Genomic DNA, 16,289 nt, shown 5'->3' with positions numbered 1-16,289 from the left:
TGCTGCGCGACCGCGGCACCGGCGTGCTGGAGAAGCTCTGGCTGATCCCGTGGAGCTTCGTGCTGCTGCTCTGCGCCGTGGCGGCGGTGGGCTATGTGGCGCTGTACTCGGCCGGGGGCGGCGCGCCGGAGCCCTATGCCAGCCGCCACGCGCTGCGCTTCGGCTTCGGCCTGGTGATGATGCTCTCCATCGCCATGATCGACATCCGCCTGATCGCGAGGCTCTCCTGGCTGGGCTACCTGGCGGGGGTGGGGCTGCTGGTGCTGGTGGCGCTGCACGGGCAGGTGGGCAAGGGCGCGCAGCGCTGGATCGAGCTCGGGCCGATCCAGCTGCAGCCCTCGGAGCTGATGAAGATCATGCTGGTGCTGGCGCTGGCCCACTGGTTCCACCGCGCCAGCTGGGAGCGCGCCGGCAACCCGCTCTTCCTGCTGCCGCCGATCCTGGCGACGCTGATCCCGGTCGGGCTGATCCTGAAGCAGCCCAATCTCGGCACCGGGCTGATCACGCTGATGATCGGCGGCGCGGTGTTCTGGGCCGCCGGGGTGCGCTGGTGGAAATTCGCCATCCTGATCGGCGCCGCGGCCGTCATCGCGCCGATCGCCTATGAGCATCTGCACGACTACCAGCGCGCCCGCATCAACACCTTCCTCGACCCGGAGAGCGACCCGTTGGGCGCGGGCTACAACATCATCCAGTCCAAGATCGCGCTCGGCTCGGGCGGCATCTGGGGCAAGGGCTTCCTGCAGGGCACGCAGGGCCACCTGAACTTCCTGCCCGAGAAGCAGACCGACTTCATCTTCACCATGCTGGCCGAGGAGTTCGGCCTGGTCGGCGCCATGACGACGCTGGTGCTGCTTTCCCTGGTGGTGTTCTTCGCGCTGGCCGTGGCGCTGCGCTGCCGGCACCAGTACGGGCGGCTGGTCGCGCTCGGGCTTGGCGTCAACTACTTCATGTATGTCTTCGTCAACATCGCCATGGTCACGGGCAGCATTCCCGTGGGCGGCGTGCCGCTGCCGCTGATCAGCCATGGCGGCTCGGCCATGCTCACCTCGATGCTGGGCTTTGGCCTGCTGATGTCGGTGCATGTGCATCGCGACGCCGAGTTCGGTGCCGCGCGGGAGTGAAAAAGTCACGAAAGAGGGTTGCCTTCGCGGGCGGATCGGCTAAAAGCCCGCCCACGGATGCGGCCGGCGGAGACGCCATTTCATCCCGGTGGGGCGCATAGCTCAGTTGGTAGAGCAGCTGACTCTTAATCAGCGGGTCCTAGGTTCGAGCCCTAGTGCGCCCACCACCTTCCTCCTTCCTGATGCGTGACGAAAGCCGAAGCCGCGAGGCCACGGCTTTTTCTGTTTTTCGGCGCCGGGAAGACAGGGGGGCGCAGGCCGAAAAGGCATCCGAGGCATCTTGCCGGGGATAGCCGGATCGGCTAGAAGCCCGCCCAAGGACGCGGTGGCGCAAGCGCCATGGCATCCCGGTGGGGCGCATAGCTCAGTTGGTAGAGCAGCTGACTCTTAATCAGCGGGTCCTAGGTTCGAGCCCTAGTGCGCCCACCATTCCCACCCTCCCTTGCGGGATCTGCGGAAGCCGGAGCCGGATGGTTGCCGGCTTTTTTCGCGTCCTTCCTCCGGGCGGTTCCGTCACGCCGTACTGCCGGACAGCGCCCGTTCCATCATCGCATCCCACTCGGCGGCGCTGCACAGCGCGTCGTGACGGGCGAGCGCGAGCGAGGAATAGGCCCGTGGGGCGGTGCCATCGACCTCCAGCGTATAGGGTCGTGGCCGGCCGATATGCAGCCGGATGCGGATGGGATAGCCGCTGAGGCAGAGGGTAAGGTCTTCGGCCTTGGGGATCCAGCCTTCGGGCATCAGGGGCGCCCTTCTCGGAAAACCGGTGACGACCGGGCCAGACAATCAACCCCGTCCGGGCGCGACAAGGCAAAACTCATGAAGCCTTGGCAACGGTTCCGTTGCGCCTGGATGGCGGCTTGCCAGGGCGCTGCAGGACCACCCGGCAAGCCCTTGTCGAGACTAGGGGGGCGGAGCCGATCCCCGGCTGCCGCCCCTGGTCATCACGAAGCCGCGCGCCGGCGCGCGGCGCCGGATCAGCCGGCCTTGGCTCCGGTCTCCAGCAGGCCGAGGCGCTGGCCGGCATAGCGGCCCTCGCGCAGCGGCTGCCACCACCAGGCATTCTCCAGGTACCAGCGCACCGTCTTCTCGATGCCGGTGGCGAAGGTCTCCTGCGGCTGCCAGCCCAGCTCACGCCCGATCTTCTCCGGGTTGATGGCGTAGCGGCGGTCATGCCCGGGGCGGTCGGTGACGAAGGTGATGAGGCGGCGGCGCGGGCCGGCCGGGTCCGGGCGCAGCCGGTCCAGCAGGTCGCACACGGCCTCGACCACGTCGATGTTCCGCATCTCGGCCTTGCCGCCGATGTTGTAGGTCTCGCCCGGGCGGCCCTGGCGCACCACCGTGGCCAGCGCCTTCACATGGTCCTCGACGAACAGCCAGTCCCGCACGTTGCTGCCATCGCCGTAGACGGGCAGGGGCTTGCCCTCCAGTGCGTTGAGGATGATCAGCGGGATCAGCTTCTCGGGGAAATGGTACGGCCCATAATTGTTCGAGCAGTTGGTGACCATGGTGGGCAGGCCGTAGGTCTCGTGCCAGGCGCGCGCCAGATGGTCGGAGGAGGCCTTGGTCGCCGAGTAGGGCGAGCGGGGGTCGTAGGGCGTGGTCTCGCTGAAGGCGGGGTCGTTCGGCCCAAGCGAGCCATACACCTCGTCGGTGGAGACGTGCAGGAAGCGGAAGGCGGCCTTGGCCTCGCCCTCCAGCGTGTTCCAGTAGCCGCGCGCCGCCTCCAGCAGGGCGAAGGTGCCGACCACGTTGGTGTGCACGAAGGGCGCCGCGCCGGCGATCGAGCGGTCCACATGGCTCTCGGCCGCCAGGTGCATCACCGCATCGGGGCGGAACGCGTCGAAGGCGGCGCGCATGGCGGCGCCGTCGGCGATGTCGGCCTCCAGGAAGGCGAAGCCCGGCTTGTCCTCGCAGGCGGCGATGGAGCGGCGGTCGCCGGCATAGGTCAGCTTGTCCACCACCAGAACGGCGGCGCCCAGATCCAGCGCCAGATGGCGCACCAGCGCCGAGCCGATGAAGCCCGCGCCGCCCGTTACAACGATACGCACCAAGTCATTCCCTCACAGACAATGGGGCCGAAAGACGCGGGTAGGAGCCGTTCCATGGAATCCCGCGTCAGCTCACGCCCCTATGGAGGGCAGAGAATGGCGGCTTCATGGCGTCGCCGCCAGAGAAGCCGGCCGGATTGCCGCTCAGCCGGCCTGGCGCACCGGCGGCAGGCCGGTTTCCTGCAGGGCGGCGCGCACGCGGCGCTGCATGGCGGCCGGGGTGGGAAAGATGATTCCCTCCGCGCCCCGTGCGGCGGGATCGATGGCGATGAAGCGCAGCGAGCCGTCCTGGGTCACCGCGACGCCGACGAAGCGGCCGTCGATTTCGACGGGCCGGGATCTGATCATGGAAGGCGGTCCTGGGTCGGCCGTTCCAGGCCGGGCTGAAGGGGTATCCGGCGGCTCAGGCCCTGCGCGCAGCCGGGCGGACCGGGTACCGCGCCCAGGGCAGTCAGAACACGCCGGCGCCCTCCATGACGGGACGTACACGGCAAAGCAACAAGCTTTTGCGTGGGGTCTGGTCTGTCAAGCAGTTGTGTGGAAAGCACGGCGCGGCAGGCTTTTCCGGCCGCGGACGTGCTGAAGGCGCGGGCTACATCTCCACCCACTGCCGCAGCAGGTTGTGGTAGGCGGCCGTCATGCCGAGCACGCCGGGGTGGTTGTCCGGCAGGTCGGCGCGGGTGCGCATGATGGCGAGGTCCATCTCGTAGAGCAGGCGGCGCTGGCCGTCATCCTTCACCATGGACTGGGTCCAGAAGAAGGAGGACCAGCGGCTGCCGCGCGTCACCGGCTCCACGCGGTGCAGGCTGGTGGCGGGGTAGAGAACCATGTCGCCGGCCGGCAGCTTCACGCTCTGCGTGCCGTAGGTGTCCTCGATCACCAGCTCTCCGCCTTCATACTCCTCGGGAGGGGTGAGGAAGAGGGTGGAGGAGACATCCGTGCGGATGCGCTGCATGGCGCCGGGGAGGAAGCGGATGGCGTTGTCCACATGGGCGTGGAAGGTCATGCCCACGTCGTAGCGGTTGAACAGCGGCGGAAACACGCGCAGCGGCAGCGCCGCCGTGGTGAAGAGCGGGTTGCGGCCGAGGGCGCGCAGGATGATGTCGCCCAGCTCGCGCGCCTGCGGCGAATCCTCCGGCACCTGGAGGTTGTGCTTGGCCTTGCCGGATTGCTCGCCGGCGGTGACGCGGCCATCCACCCAGGCGGCGCGCTCCAGCACCTGGCGGCAATGGGCGACTTCCTCGGGGGTCAGGACCTGGGGGATGCGGACCAGCATGATGATGTCGTTTCAGCGGGAGGGTGGGGGAGGGGCGCCGCCGCGCGGCGGCGCCCCGGACGCGCCGGCGCGGCTCAGAAATCCGCCGCCAGGGTGAACAGGATGGTGCGCCCGGCCGAGGGGATCACGCGGTTGGCCCACAGCCCGTCATAGTTCAGCGCGTTGCCGAGGTTGTAGCCGTTCACCTGCACCCGCAGATTGTCGTTGATGCGGTGCGAGACCAGCGCATCGACGGTGAGGGCGGCGGGCACCTCGGCGGTGTTGGCGGCGTTGAGGAACACCTTGTCGCGCCAGGTGACGCCGCCGCCCAGGGTCAGGTTCCAGGGCGTCTGGGCGCCCAGCTCGTAGGTGGTCCAGAGCGAGGCCGCGTGGTCGGGCACGAACTGCACCTTCTTGCCCACATTGGCGGCGGTGGTGGACTTGGTGGTCTCGCTGTCCATGGCCGTGTAGCTGGCGTTGATCATCCAGGCGGGGGTGACCTGCCCGGTCAGGCCGATCTCGATGCCCTGGTTGCGCTGCTCGTCGCTGGTCTGGATGAAGGTGCTGCCGTCGCCGTTCGGGTCGGGGGTCTGCGAGTTCTTCTTGTCGATCCGGTAGAGCGAGCCGTACAGGCCGAGCCGGTTCTCCAGGAAGCCGACCTTGGCGCCAACTTCGTAGAGCGTGTTCCGCTCCGGGTCGAAATTGCTGTTGAAGCCGCTGGCCGTGAAGGGCTGCGTGCTGAACAGGAAGCCCGGCGGCGTGGTCGAGGTGGAGTAGGTGGCGTAGTAGGTCTGGTTCGGCGCCGGCTCCCACACCAGCGAGGCGCGGGGGTCGACCACGGTGTGGCTGGGCTTGGCCTCGGCACGCACGCCGGTGGAGTAGGTGACGGTGTCGTATTCCACCTCGAAGCGGCTGACGCGCACGCCGCCGATGATGGAGAATTCCGGCGTCAGCCACAGCCGGTCGCTCAGGAAGGCGGCGTAGGTGGTGTTGTTGCCGTTGCGCTGGTAGCTGGGCGCGCCGCGGTCCAGCGCGATGTCGCCCTGGCCGCCGAAGACCGACAGCGCCGGCCGGGTGCCGGTGTAGCCGTAGCCGGTGCGCTCGAAATCCTCGTACATCAGGTCGATGCCGCCCACCAGCTCGTGCCGCAGCGGGCCGGTGGTGAAGCGCGCCGTGGCGGTGGCGACGTTCTGCACCGCCCAGCTTTCCTGATGGTATGGGTTGCCGGCGCCGCTCGCCGTCACCGTGCCGCTGCGGTTGCGGAACCAGGGGGTCACGCAGCTCGCCGCCGCGCAGCTGACGATCGAGCTGGCGTAGTCGCGGTCGATGAAGCTCACCCGCGTGTCGTTGGCCAGGGTCAGCCAGTCATTCACCGTGTGGTTCAGGCGTGCGGTGAAGACGTCGGTGGTCACCTCGTCGCGGTCGCTGCTGAGGCCGTACCAGGTGCCGCGCGGCAGGCCGTACTCGGTCAGCGGACGGCCAATGGTGCTGCCGGGCGCCGTCACCACCGGGATGCCGGAATCGGTGGCGTTGTCATACTCGTAGTGCTGGTAGTGCAGCGTCAGGGTGGTGTCGGTGCCGAGGCCGAAGGCGATCGAGGGGGCGATGCCCCAGCGGCGGCTGTCCACCCCGTCGCGGCCGACCACCTCGCTCGACTGGCCCATCAGGTTCAGCCGCAGCGCGGTGGTCTCGCCGATCTGCTGGTTGATGTCGACCGTGCCGCGGGCATAGGGGCCGCTGCCGCCGGTGGCGGTGGCCGAGTAGCTGTTGCCGAGGCGCGGCGTGCGCAGCCCGACGGCGACGGCGCCGCCCACCGTGCCATTGCCCAGCGCGAAGCCCGAGGGCCCCTTGATGACCGAGACATCCTCGTAGGTGAAGGCGTCGCGCGTGTAGGCACCGAAGTCGCGCAGACCGTCGGTGTAGATGTCGTTCTGCGCCGCGAAGCCGCGGATGCGGAACTGGTCGCCGTTCACGCCGCCATTACCCTCGCCGATCGAGGCGGTGATGCCGGGGACGTTGCGCAGCGCCTGCTCCAGCGTGGTGACGTTCTGCTGCTCCAGCACCTCGCGCGGGATGACGTTGATGACCTGCGGCGTGTCCTGCACCGAGCCGGGCAGGCGGGAGACGGGCGCGGCGCGTTGCAGCGTGTTGGCCGGCGCGGTGCCCTGCACATCGACGGTGGGGAGCACCAGCCCGCCCTCGGGCGCCGCGGCGCCCTGGGCCAGGGCCGCGCCAGGGAGGCCCATGGCGAGGCCCGCCATCCAGGCGGCATGCGATGTCGGGGGCTTGGTCCCGCTCTGGGTCGTCATCGGCGAATCCTGCGAATGAGAATGCTTCGCATTTCCTTTAGGACGTGCGGTTACTTTTCGTCAACAAGCCGTGCGGTGATTCTTGCAAGTGCGACTTGCTTGCAATACCAGCAGGGCCCGCACCCGGAGCATCGACCATGCAACGTCGCACCCTGGCCGCCGGCCTGTTCCTTGCCCCCGCCGCCCTGGCCGCGAAGATGCGCCCCGCCTTCTCCGCGGCCGCCCCCGGGCAGGCCGGCCAGCGCGCCGTGCTGCGCCACTACGCCGATCTGGGCCAGGCGATGTTCGAGGACTGCCTGGAGACGGGCCGCGCCCTGCGGCAGGCGGTGGACAGCTTCCTCGCCGCTCCCTCGGAGGAGGGGCTCGCCGCCGCGCGCCGTGCCTGGATCGCCGCCCGAGCGCCTTATGCGCAGACCGAGACGCTGCGCTTCGGCAACCCGGAGGTGGATGCGTGGGAAGGCCGCGTGAACGCCTGGCCGCTGGATGAGGGGCTCATCGACGATGTCGATGCCGGCTACGGCACGGAAAGCGACGAGAACCCGCTCTATGCCGCCAACATCATCGGCTCCCGCAGCCTGCGCCTGGGCGACGAGACGCGCGACCTCTCGGCGCTGACGGCGGAGGCCCTCGAAGCGCTGCACGAGGCGGGGGAGGTCGAGGCCAACGTCACCATCGGCTACCACGCCATCGAGTTCCTGCTCTGGGGGCAGGACCTGAACGGCACCGGCCCCGGCGCCGGCCGGCGCCCCTTCACCGACTACACCAGCGCCGCCAATGCCGACCGGCGCGGGCAGTATCTGCGCATCGTCACCGGGCTGCTGGTGAAGGACCTGGAGGAGATGGTGGCGCAATGGTCGCCGGGCGGCGCCATCCGCCGGCGGCTGGCGGCGAACCCGGCGCCCGAGGGGCTGGCCGCCATGCTGGCCGGCATGGGCAGCCTCTCCTATGGCGAGCTGGCGGGGGAGCGGATGAAGCTCGGGCTGCTGCTGCACGACCCGGAGGAGGAGCAGGACTGCTTCTCCGACAACACGCACAACAGCCACCGCGGCAATGTGCTGGGCATGGTGGCGGTGTGGCGCGGCGAGTATCGCCGCGCCGACGGGCGCGTGCTGCGCGGTGCCAGCCTGCGCAACCTGGTGGATGGCACGGACCGCCGCCTGCGCGAGGAGATGGACGCCCGCCTCGCCGCGACGCTGGCCGCCTTCGACGCCCTGGCGAGGCGCGCCGAGACGGTGGAGGCCTACGACCAGATGCTGGCCGAGGGCAACCGGGAGGGCAACGCCGCCATCCAGGCGGGCATCGACGCGCTGGTGGCGCAGACGCGCAGCATCGAGCGCGTGGTGGCGGCGCTGAAGCTGCCCGCCCTCTCGGTGGAAGGCTCGCAGAGCCTCGACGACCCCGCGAAGGTCTTCAAGTAGCCGCGCCGGCGGTGGCGGCGTTTCCCTGGCGGCGCGGCGTGTGGCGCCGCGCCCGGCTGCTGGTGGTTCCCGCCCTGGCCGCGCTGGCCCTGCCGGCCGGGGCAGCCTTGTCCGCCGACCGGGATTCCCGCCTGGAATTCCGCCTGGGCGAGAGCGTGTTCCAGCGCCTCTGGGTGCCGGCGCCCGCCTCGACCCGCTCGGCCGATGGGCTCGGCCCCCTCTACAACGCCCGGGCCTGCGAAAGCTGCCACCCGCGCGCCGGGCGCGGTCCTTCTCCCCCCGGCACGGGCGATGTGCCGGCGGGGCTGGTGGCGCGCCTGTCCATCCCCGCCGCCACGCCGCCGCAGCGGGCGCTGCTGGAGGAGGGGCGCCTCGGCCTGATCCCCGACCCGCGCTATGGCGCGCAGCTGCAGCCTCTCTCCGCGCCGGGCCTGCCGGGGGAGGGGCGGCTCGCGCCGCGCTGGCAGGAGCACCGCGTCACCCTGGCCGACGGGCTGGTGGTGGCGCTGCGCCAGCCGCGCCCCCGGCTGGAGGAACCTGGCCATGGCCCGCCCGATCCGGGTCTGCGCCTTTCGCTCCGGCTCTCGCCGCCTCTGCTCGGCCTCGGCCTGCTGGAGCAGGTGCCGGAGGCGGAGATCCTCGCCGCCGCCGATCCGCAGGACCGCGATGGCGACGGCATCCGCGGCCGGCCCAACCGCGTCGCCGGCGGGCGGCTCGGCCGCTTCGGGTGGAAGGCGACGGAGCCGGACCTGCCGGAACAGGCCGCCGCCGCCTTCGCGCTCGACCTTGGCCTCTCGACGCCGCCGCGCCCGGACCCCTGGGGCGACTGCACCCCGGCCCAGCCCGCCTGCCGGCAGGCGCCGCATGGCGGGGCAGCGCCCCACCAGCCCGAGGTGGCGCCGGCATTGTTCGCCCTGACCGTGTTCTATGCCCGCAACCTCGCTCCTCCGCCCCGCCGTGCCGTGGAGGCGCCCGGGGTGCGCCAGGGCGAGGCGCTGTTCGGCGCGCTGGGCTGCGCCGCCTGCCACCGCCCGCGGCTGGCGACGGCCGGCGGCGCGCCCATCGCCCCCTATACCGACCTGCTGCTGCACGACATGGGGGAAGGCCTCGCCGATGGCCACGCCGAGTGGCAGGCGGGCGGGCAGGACTGGCGCACCGCGCCGCTCTGGGGCCTTGGCCTGGCCACCGCCCGCCCCGGCGGTGCCGGGCTGCTGCATGACGGCCGCGCGCGCTCGGCGCTGGAGGCCATCCTGTGGCATGGTGGCGAGGCCCGGCAGGCCCGCGACCGGGTGCTGGGCCTTCGCGCCGAGGACCGCGCCGCCCTGCTGACCTTTCTGGATTCCCTCTGATGCCGCTCGCCCGCCGCGCCCTCCTGTCCTTCGGCATCCTGGCCGTGCCGCTGCGGCTGCTCGCCCCCGGCACGGCGCGGGCCGCGCCGGACGAGGCCGCCTTCCGCGCCCTCAACCGCACGGCGGTGGAGCAGGTGCTGCTGCCCGCCTACCGGCGCTTCGCCGAGGCCACGGCCAACCTCGCCGCGCGGCTGGACGCGCTGGCCCGGACCCCGCAGGAGCAGCCGGCGCTGGAGGCGGCGCGGGAAGGCTTCGCCCGCGCCATGCTGGCCTGGCAGGAGATCCAGCATGTGCGGGTGGGGCCGGCGGAGCTGTTCAGCCGCCACCCGCGCATCCAGTTCTGGCCCGATCCGCGCAACGCCATCGGGCGGGACCTCTCCGCCGCCATCGCGGCGCGCGACCCGGCGGCGCTGGAGGCCCGCGCCAACGCGCTGGGGCAGGTGACGACGCAGGGCCTGCCGGCGCTGGAGCGGCTGCTCTATGGCGAGGAGGCGGTGGCGCGGCTGCGCGCCGGCGATGCCGAGGCGGCCTATAGGGGCGCCCTGCTGCGCGCCATCGGCGGCAATCTCTCCACCCTGGCGCAGGACATGCTGGCCGGCTGGACCGGCGGCAAGACCCCCTACGGCGCCGCGCTCGCCGAGCCGCGCCCGCCCTATGCCACGCCGCAGGAGGCGACGCTGGAGCTGTTCAAGGCGCTGCACGCGGCGGTGGAGATGGTGGCAGACCGCAAGCTGACGCGTGCCCTCGGCAGCTCGGCCGGCACGGCGCGGGCGCAGCTGCTGGAGGCATGGCGCAGCGGCCTTTCGGGGCAGGCGGTGCAGGCCAACCTCGCGGCGGCGCGCGCACTCTATGAGAGGGCCTTCGCCCCCGCCCTGGCGGCCGGCGGCGAGGCGGGGCTGAAAGGGCTGCTGGATCGTGCCTTCGCCCAGCTCGGCACCTCGGCCGCGGCGATGCCGCTGCCGCTGGAGGCGGCCATCGGCGACCCGGCCCGGCGCGAGGCGGTGGCGGTGGTGCAGCGGGAGGCGGCGGCGCTGAAGGCGCTGCTGGCCCAGCGGCTGGCGCCGGCGCTCGGCATCCCGCTCGGCTTCAACGCGCTGGACGGGGACTGACCGGGTGCGCCGCCGCGACCTGCTGCTGGGCGCCCTGCTGGCTTCCGATCTCGCCTCCTGGCCGCGGCGCCCGGCGCGCGGCGCCTCGCCCCTGGTGCTGGGCGCCTGGCGCGTGCCGGGGGAGGGGGACCATGCCGGCGCCTTCGCCCCCGGCGATGGCGGCGTGCCGCTCGACCTGCGGCTCACGGCCCGCGCGCATGGCTTCGCCGTGCATCCCGCCCGGCCGCTGGTGGTGGTGTTCGGCCGCCGCCCGGGCTGGGAGGCGCTGGTGGCCGACCTCGCCACAGGCACGCTGCGGCAGGGCTTCGCGCCCCCGGAGGACCGGCATTTCAACGGCCATGGCCTGTTCGCGCCGGATGGCAGGCTGCTCTACGCCACCGAGACGCGGGTGGCGGACGGCGCCGGGCTGATCGGCGTCTACGACGCCACGGACGGCTTCCGCCGCGTGGCCGAGTTCGCGACCGGCGGGCGCGACCCGCACGACATGCGCCTCGCGCCCGGGGGCGCGGCGCTGGTGGTGGCCAATGGCGGCATCCTGACCCACCCCGATGCGCCCCGGGCGAATCTCGACCCGGCGGGCATGGACCCGTCCCTGGTGCATCTCGACCCGCGCGACGGGCGCGTGCTGTCCACGGCGCGCTTTGCGCCGGCGATGAACCGGCTCTCCATCCGCCATCTGGCGCCGGTGCCGGGCGGCACGGCGGTGGCCATGCAGTTCGAGGGCGACGAGGCGGAGGCCGTGCCGCTGCTGGCGGTGCAGCGGGGCGAGGGGGCGCTGCGTCCGCTGGCGCTGCCGGAGACGCTGCGCGCCGCCTGCCGCAACTATATCGGCAGCGTCGCCACCGACTCCGCTGGGGCGGTGCTGGCGGCCACCAGCCCGCGCGGCGGCGTGGCGCTGTTCTGGGATCTGGTGGCGGGGCGCGCGCTGGGCTCGGTGCCGCTGGGCGATGTCTGCGGCGTGGCGCCGGCCGGCGCGCCGGGGCGCTTCATCCTGGCCAGCGGCCATGGCGCGCTGCTGGAGGCCGATGCCCGCAGCGGCGCCACGCGCCCGCTGCCGGGGCCGCGCGGCGCCTGGGACAACCACCTGCTGCGCGTCGGGTGAGCGGGGCGGCTGTTGACACGGGCCGCAAACCGCGCATCTCCCCGCGCGAGGAAACGGCCAATTCACCTGCCACCAGGGATGCCTCATGGAAAACCCGCCGAATCAGCCGCCCGCCGGCAAGCCGGATGACCTCGACACGCTGTTCGATGGCTACCGCCGCTTCCGCGCCGAGGTGTGGCCGGAGCGCCGCCGGCTGTTCCAGGACCTGGCGCGGGACGGGCAGAGCCCGCGGGCCCTGGTGATCGCCTGCTCCGACAGCCGCGTCGATCCGGGCATGGTGTTCAACGCCGCGCCGGGGGAGCTGTTCATCGTCCGCAACGTGGCCAACCTCGTGCCGCCCTATGAGCCGGACCGCTCCTACCACGGCACCAGCGCGGCGCTGGAATTCGGCGTCTGCGTGCTGAAGGTGCCGCGCATCATCGTGCTGGGGCATGCCATGTGCGGCGGCGTGCAGGCGCTGCTGCGCGGCTTTCCGCCCGGGGCGCAGGATTTCGTCGAGCCGTGGATGACCGGCATCGCGCAGGAGGCGCGCCGCCGCACCCTGGCCTGCGAGCCGACCGACGCCGAGGCCGCCCAGGCGCAGTGCGAGCTGGAGACCGTGAAGCTCTCCCTGCGCAACCTGATGACCTTTCCGTGGGTTGCCAGCCGGGTGGCGGAGGGGACGCTGGCGCTGCATGGCGGCTCCTTCGACATCCGCACCGGTGTTCTCTCCTATCTGGCCGAGGATGGCAGCTTCACGGCGGTGGCTTGAAAAAGGCCGAATTTAACCGCATTCGCGGCGCCTGATCGGGGCCGGTCAGCGTCAGCGGGGCCGGGCGCGCAACCCGCCGCCGCCCCGCGCGTTCGCTGGTCGCCGCCGGAAAGGGAGTTGCCTGCTGTGAACCGCCGCGACGCCATGCTCGCCGCCTTGTCCCTCTCCACCGTCTTCCTGGCGGAGGAGACGACCCATCTGTCCGCGGCCCAGGCGGCAGGTCCCGACGAGACGCCCTTCGACCCCGGCACGGTGCGCGAGACGGCGCGGCGCCTGGCGCAGCAGCCCTACAAGGCGCCGCCCGACGGCCTTCCCTCGGGCCTCACCGACCTGACCTACGACCAGTACCGCGACATCCGCTACCGCCCGGCGCAGGCGCTGTGGCGCGAGGGCGGGCTGCCCTTCCAGGCGCAGATGTTCCACCGCGGCTTCCTCTACAAGTCGCGCGTGGACATGTACGAGGTGGCGGGCGGCATGGCGCGGCCCATCCGCTACAGCCCCGAGCTGTTCGACTTCCAGAACATGCCGCGCCCGGCGGCGGAGGATCTCGGCTTCGCCGGCTTCCGCCTGCACGCGCCGATCAACAGGGCGGAGTATTACGACGAGGTCTGCGCCTTCCTCGGCGCCAGCTACTTCCGCGCCGTGGCGCGCGGCCAGATCTACGGCCTCTCGGCGCGTGGCCTGGCGATCGGCACGGCCGACCCGAAGGGCGAGGAGTTCCCGCTCTTCCGCGCCTTCTGGATCGAGCGCCCGCGCGAGGGGGTGAACGCCATCACCGTCCACGCCCTGCTCGACAGCCCCTCCTGCGCCGCGGCCTTCCGCTTCGGCATCCGTCCCGGCCGCGTCACGCTGTTCGACGTGGAATCCACCATCTTCCCGCGCGTGGACATGGCGACGGCCGGCGTCGCGCCGTTGACCAGCATGTTCTGGTTCTCGCCGCTGAACCGGGCGGGGCGCGACGACTGGCGCCCGGCGGTGCATGATTCCGACGGGCTGCTGATGTTCACGGGCCGCGGCGAGCGCGTCTGGCGCCCGCTGAACAACCCGCGCGACCTGCAGCTCTCCGCCTTCGGCGACGTCAACCCGCGCGGCTTCGGCCTGATGCAGCGGCGGCGGGATTTCGACAGCTACGAGGACCTGGAGGCACGCTACGAGAAGCGCCCAAGCCTCTGGGTGGAGCCGATCGGCGACTGGGGGGAGGGGGCGGTGCAGCTGGTCGAGATCCCGACCAGCGGCGAGATCCACGACAACATCGTCGCCTTCTGGCGCCCGAAGGACCCGCTGCGCGCCAAGGGCGAGTACCGCTACACCTTCCGCCTGCACTGGTGCGACGAGGCGCCGGGCAGCCCGGAGCTGGGCCGGCTGATGTCCACCCGCTCCGGCGCCTCCTGGACACAGGGCGGGCGGCTCTTCGTCATCGACGCCACCGGCGGCGCGCTGGACAACCTGGCGCCGGATGCGAAGCCCGAGGCGCTGGTGACGGCCAGCCGCGGCGAGGTCCGCAACGTGGTGGTGCAGCGCAACCCGGAGACCCAGGGCTGGCGCATCAGCTTCGACCTGTTCCCCGGCGATGCGCGCGCCGTCGAGCTGCGCGCCGAGCTGAAGGCCGGCCCCGAGGCGGTGGCCGAGACGCTGCTGTACCGATGGACGGCGTGACGCGGCCGGCTGCCGCCCCTCCGGCGCCTGGAGAGGAGGGCTGGCGGGCCCTGCCGCCGGAGGCGCCGCTGGCGATGCCGGTGCAGTCGCTCCGCGCGCGCCCCACGGTGCGGCCGGGCGGCCGCCCCTCGCAGCTGACGCTGGTCTGGCTGCGGCGGCTGCTGGTGATCGGCGCGGCGATCGCGCTCACCGCCTTCGCCGCGCGCGAGATGTGGCTGGTGCTGGGCAGCGGCAAGCCCACCGCCCTGCAGGGCATCGTGCTGGTGCTGTTCGTGGTGCTGTTCGCCTGGATCGCGCTGTCCTTCAGCAGCGCGGTGTGCGGCTTCCTGCGCCTGCTGGCGGGGCCGGACCGGCGGCTCGGCATCGCCCCCGATGGCCCGCCGCCGATGCCCGGCGTGAAGACCGCGCTGCTGATGCCGACCTACAACGAGGACCCCTCCCGCGTCATGGCGGGCCTCCAGGCGATCCATGAATCGCTCGCCGCCGCCGGCGCGCTGGAGCGGTTCGACATCTTCATCCTCAGCGACACCACCCAGCCCGAGATCTGGGTGGCCGAGGAGGCCGCCTTCCTGGCCCTGCGCGAGCGCACGGGCGACCATGGCCGCATCTTCTACCGCCGCCGCGCGAAGAACACGGAGCGCAAGGCCGGCAACATCGCCGACTGGGTGCGCCGCTGGGGCGATGCCTACCCGCAGATGCTGGTGCTCGACGCCGACAGCGTCATGGAGGCCGACACCATCCTGCGCCTGGCCGACGCCATGGAGCGCCACCCGGATGTGGGGCTGATCCAGACCCTGCCGATCATCGCCGGCGGCAACACGCTGTTCGCGCGGATGCAGCAATTCGCCGGCCGCGTCTATGGCCCGCTGATCGCCGAAGGCATCGCCTGGTGGCACGGGGCAGAGGGCAATTACTGGGGCCACAACGCCATCATCCGCACCCGCGCCTTCGCCGATGCGGCCGGCCTGCCGGAGCTGCACGGCCGCAAGCCCTTCGGCGGCCACATCATGAGCCACGATTTCGTCGAGGCGGCGCTGATGCGGCGTGCCGGCTGGGCCATCCACATGGTGCCCTGGCTGCGCGGCACCTATGAGGAGAGCCCGCCCTCGCTGATGGACCTCGCCATCCGCGACCGGCGCTGGTGCCAGGGCAATTTGCAGCACGCGTCGGTGCTGCCGGCGCGCGGGCTGCACTGGGTCAGCCGGCTGCACCTGCTCACCGGCATCGGCAGCTACATCACCGCGCCGATCTGGCTGCTGTTCCTGGTGATGGGCGTCGTGCTGGCCATCCAGGCACGCTTCATCCGCCCCGAATACTTCCCCGCCGGCCCCAGCCTCTTCCCCGACTGGCCGGTGGTCGATCCGGTGCGCGCCATGTGGGTGTTCATCGGCACCATGGCGCTGCTGCTGGCGCCGAAGCTGATGGCGTGGTTCGCGCTGCTGTTCCACGCGCGGGACCGGCGCGGCAGCGGCGGCGCCATCCGCGCCTTCCTCTCGATACTGGTGGAGACGCTGGTGGCCGGCCTGCTGGCGCCGGTGACGATGCTGACCCAGTCCGTCGATGTGGTGGGCATCCTGCTCGGCCGCGACTCCGGCTGGAACGCGCAGCGGCGGGACGATGGCAGCCTGCCGCTCGGGCAGGTGGCGCGGCTCTACTGGCGGCACACGCTGTTCGGCCTGGCCTTCGGCGGCGCCGCCTGGCTGGTCTCGCCCTATCTGGCGCTGTGGATGTCGCCCGTCGTGCTGGGGCTGGCGCTGGCCATCCCGCTGGCGGCGCTGACGGCGCGGCGCGACATCGGCGTCGGGCTGCGGCGCCTCGGCCTGCTGCTGACGCCGGAGGAGCGGGAGACCCCCGCCGTGCTGGCCCGCGCCCGCCAGCTTCAGCAGGAGCTGACGGCGGCGGCGCCGGAGCCGGATGTGCTGCGCCTGTTCCGCGAGCCGGCGCTGCTGGAGGCGCACCGGGGCATGCTGCCGCCGCCACGCCGCCCGCGCCTCGACCCGCTGGACACGGCGCTGCTACTGGGCCTCGCGCGGCTGGAGGAGGCGGAGAGCCTGGCGGAGGCCACCCGCCTGCCGCGGGCCGAGCTGGCCGCCGTGCTGGCCGATGCGCGCGGCCTGCGCCGGCTGGAGGCCCTGGCGGCCGGCCAGCCCTGAGCCGGCGGTGTC

Annotated in this window: 13 protein-coding genes and 2 tRNA genes; 10 read left to right on the top strand and 5 right to left on the bottom strand. The window is 72.2% G+C overall.

The genetic code is table 11. The features are described 5' to 3' along the window. Positions 1–2 precede the first annotated feature (2 nt). From rodA to ACZJYS_RS06305, 3 genes are all read left to right on the top strand, one after another. Positions 3–1,124, top strand: coding sequence for a rod shape-determining protein RodA (gene rodA / locus ACZJYS_RS06315; RefSeq protein ID WP_493176542.1), 1,122 nt, complete (start codon positions 3–5; stop codon positions 1,122–1,124). A gap of 91 nt (positions 1,125–1,215) precedes the next feature. After that, positions 1,216–1,291, top strand: a tRNA-Lys gene (locus ACZJYS_RS06310). 186 nt (positions 1,292–1,477) lie between these two features. Then, positions 1,478–1,553: transfer RNA gene (locus ACZJYS_RS06305), tRNA-Lys, on the top strand. A gap of 84 nt (positions 1,554–1,637) precedes the next feature. Here the strand turns inward: ACZJYS_RS06305 and ACZJYS_RS06300 are convergent. The 5 genes from ACZJYS_RS06300 to ACZJYS_RS06280 all read right to left on the bottom strand — a co-directional run bounded on the left by ACZJYS_RS06300 (position 1,638) and on the right by ACZJYS_RS06280 (position 6,739). Next, positions 1,638–1,865: a hypothetical protein gene (locus tag ACZJYS_RS06300; protein WP_379634851.1), complete on the bottom strand. Its 228-nt coding sequence runs from the start codon at positions 1,863–1,865 to the stop codon at positions 1,638–1,640. Positions 1,866–2,101: 236 nt separating this feature from the next. Beyond that, positions 2,102–3,175 (bottom strand): dTDP-glucose 4,6-dehydratase, encoded by a 1,074-nt coding sequence (gene rfbB / locus ACZJYS_RS06295; RefSeq protein WP_109515461.1) that lies wholly within the window; start codon positions 3,173–3,175, stop codon positions 2,102–2,104. A gap of 144 nt (positions 3,176–3,319) precedes the next feature. Then, positions 3,320–3,523, bottom strand: coding sequence for a hypothetical protein (locus ACZJYS_RS06290; protein ID WP_109515133.1), 204 nt, complete (start codon positions 3,521–3,523; stop codon positions 3,320–3,322). 244 nt (positions 3,524–3,767) lie between these two features. Further along, entirely contained in the window at positions 3,768–4,451 is a 684-nt protein-coding gene (locus ACZJYS_RS06285) for a Fe2+-dependent dioxygenase (protein ID WP_109515134.1), read from the bottom strand. Between the two features lie 74 nt (positions 4,452–4,525). After that, positions 4,526–6,739, bottom strand: a complete 2,214-nt coding sequence (locus ACZJYS_RS06280) for a TonB-dependent receptor (RefSeq protein ID WP_493176538.1) — start codon at positions 6,737–6,739, stop codon at positions 4,526–4,528. A gap of 137 nt (positions 6,740–6,876) precedes the next feature. On the opposite strand from ACZJYS_RS06280, the gene ACZJYS_RS06275 reads away from it, so the two are divergent. The 7 genes from ACZJYS_RS06275 to mdoH all read left to right on the top strand — a co-directional run bounded on the left by ACZJYS_RS06275 (position 6,877) and on the right by mdoH (position 16,277). Beyond that, complete coding sequence (locus ACZJYS_RS06275) at positions 6,877–8,157, top strand: imelysin family protein (protein WP_493176536.1); 1,281 nt, start codon at positions 6,877–6,879, stop codon at positions 8,155–8,157. 38 nt (positions 8,158–8,195) lie between these two features. Next, on the top strand, positions 8,196–9,506 hold the full coding sequence (locus ACZJYS_RS06270; RefSeq protein WP_493176534.1) for a di-heme oxidoredictase family protein: 1,311 nt from the start codon (positions 8,196–8,198) through the stop codon (positions 9,504–9,506). Beyond that, positions 9,506–10,615 (top strand): imelysin family protein, encoded by a 1,110-nt coding sequence (locus tag ACZJYS_RS06265; RefSeq protein ID WP_493176532.1) that lies wholly within the window; start codon positions 9,506–9,508, stop codon positions 10,613–10,615. The genes ACZJYS_RS06270 and ACZJYS_RS06265 overlap by 1 nt, the downstream gene beginning before the upstream one ends. A gap of 4 nt (positions 10,616–10,619) precedes the next feature. Next, a complete protein-coding gene (locus ACZJYS_RS06260; RefSeq protein WP_493176530.1) occupies positions 10,620–11,717 on the top strand; it encodes a DUF1513 domain-containing protein in 1,098 nt (365 codons plus the stop codon). A gap of 85 nt (positions 11,718–11,802) precedes the next feature. Beyond that, on the top strand, positions 11,803–12,468 hold the full coding sequence (locus ACZJYS_RS06255) for a carbonic anhydrase (protein ID WP_109515140.1): 666 nt from the start codon (positions 11,803–11,805) through the stop codon (positions 12,466–12,468). A gap of 144 nt (positions 12,469–12,612) precedes the next feature. Further along, positions 12,613–14,124 carry an OpgD/OpgG family glucan biosynthesis protein gene (locus ACZJYS_RS06250; protein ID WP_379651586.1) on the top strand — a complete coding sequence of 504 codons (1,512 nt, stop codon included), beginning with the start codon at positions 12,613–12,615 and terminating at the stop codon, positions 14,122–14,124. After that, positions 14,112–16,277: a glucans biosynthesis glucosyltransferase MdoH gene (gene mdoH / locus ACZJYS_RS06245; RefSeq protein WP_493176528.1), complete on the top strand. Its 2,166-nt coding sequence runs from the start codon at positions 14,112–14,114 to the stop codon at positions 16,275–16,277. The genes ACZJYS_RS06250 and mdoH overlap by 13 nt, the downstream gene beginning before the upstream one ends. Positions 16,278–16,289: the final 12 nt, after the last annotated feature.

It is taken from the genome of Roseomonas sp. TS2, assembly GCF_058833935.1.
The sequence above is the reverse complement of the archived record's forward strand: the minus strand, read 5'-3'. Positions and strand labels throughout refer to the sequence as shown.

What these genes read in the sequence shown, in the direction of transcription:
- ACZJYS_RS06285 (WP_109515134.1), bottom strand. Translation starts at nt 4,451, where the DNA reads ATGCTGGTCCGCATCCCCCAGGTCCTGACCCCCGAGGAAGTCGCCCAT.
- ACZJYS_RS06275 (WP_493176536.1), top strand. Translation starts at nt 6,877, where the DNA reads ATGCAACGTCGCACCCTGGCCGCCGGCCTGTTCCTTGCCCCCGCCGCC.
- ACZJYS_RS06250 (WP_379651586.1), top strand. Translation starts at nt 12,613, where the DNA reads ATGCTCGCCGCCTTGTCCCTCTCCACCGTCTTCCTGGCGGAGGAGACG.
- ACZJYS_RS06280 (WP_493176538.1), bottom strand. Translation starts at nt 6,739, where the DNA reads ATGACGACCCAGAGCGGGACCAAGCCCCCGACATCGCATGCCGCCTGG.
- ACZJYS_RS06300 (WP_379634851.1), bottom strand. Translation starts at nt 1,865, where the DNA reads ATGCCCGAAGGCTGGATCCCCAAGGCCGAAGACCTTACCCTCTGCCTC.
- ACZJYS_RS06255 (WP_109515140.1), top strand. Translation starts at nt 11,803, where the DNA reads ATGGAAAACCCGCCGAATCAGCCGCCCGCCGGCAAGCCGGATGACCTC.
- ACZJYS_RS06290 (WP_109515133.1), bottom strand. Translation starts at nt 3,523, where the DNA reads ATGATCAGATCCCGGCCCGTCGAAATCGACGGCCGCTTCGTCGGCGTC.
- ACZJYS_RS06265 (WP_493176532.1), top strand. Translation starts at nt 9,506, where the DNA reads ATGCCGCTCGCCCGCCGCGCCCTCCTGTCCTTCGGCATCCTGGCCGTG.
- mdoH (WP_493176528.1), top strand. Translation starts at nt 14,112, where the DNA reads ATGGACGGCGTGACGCGGCCGGCTGCCGCCCCTCCGGCGCCTGGAGAG.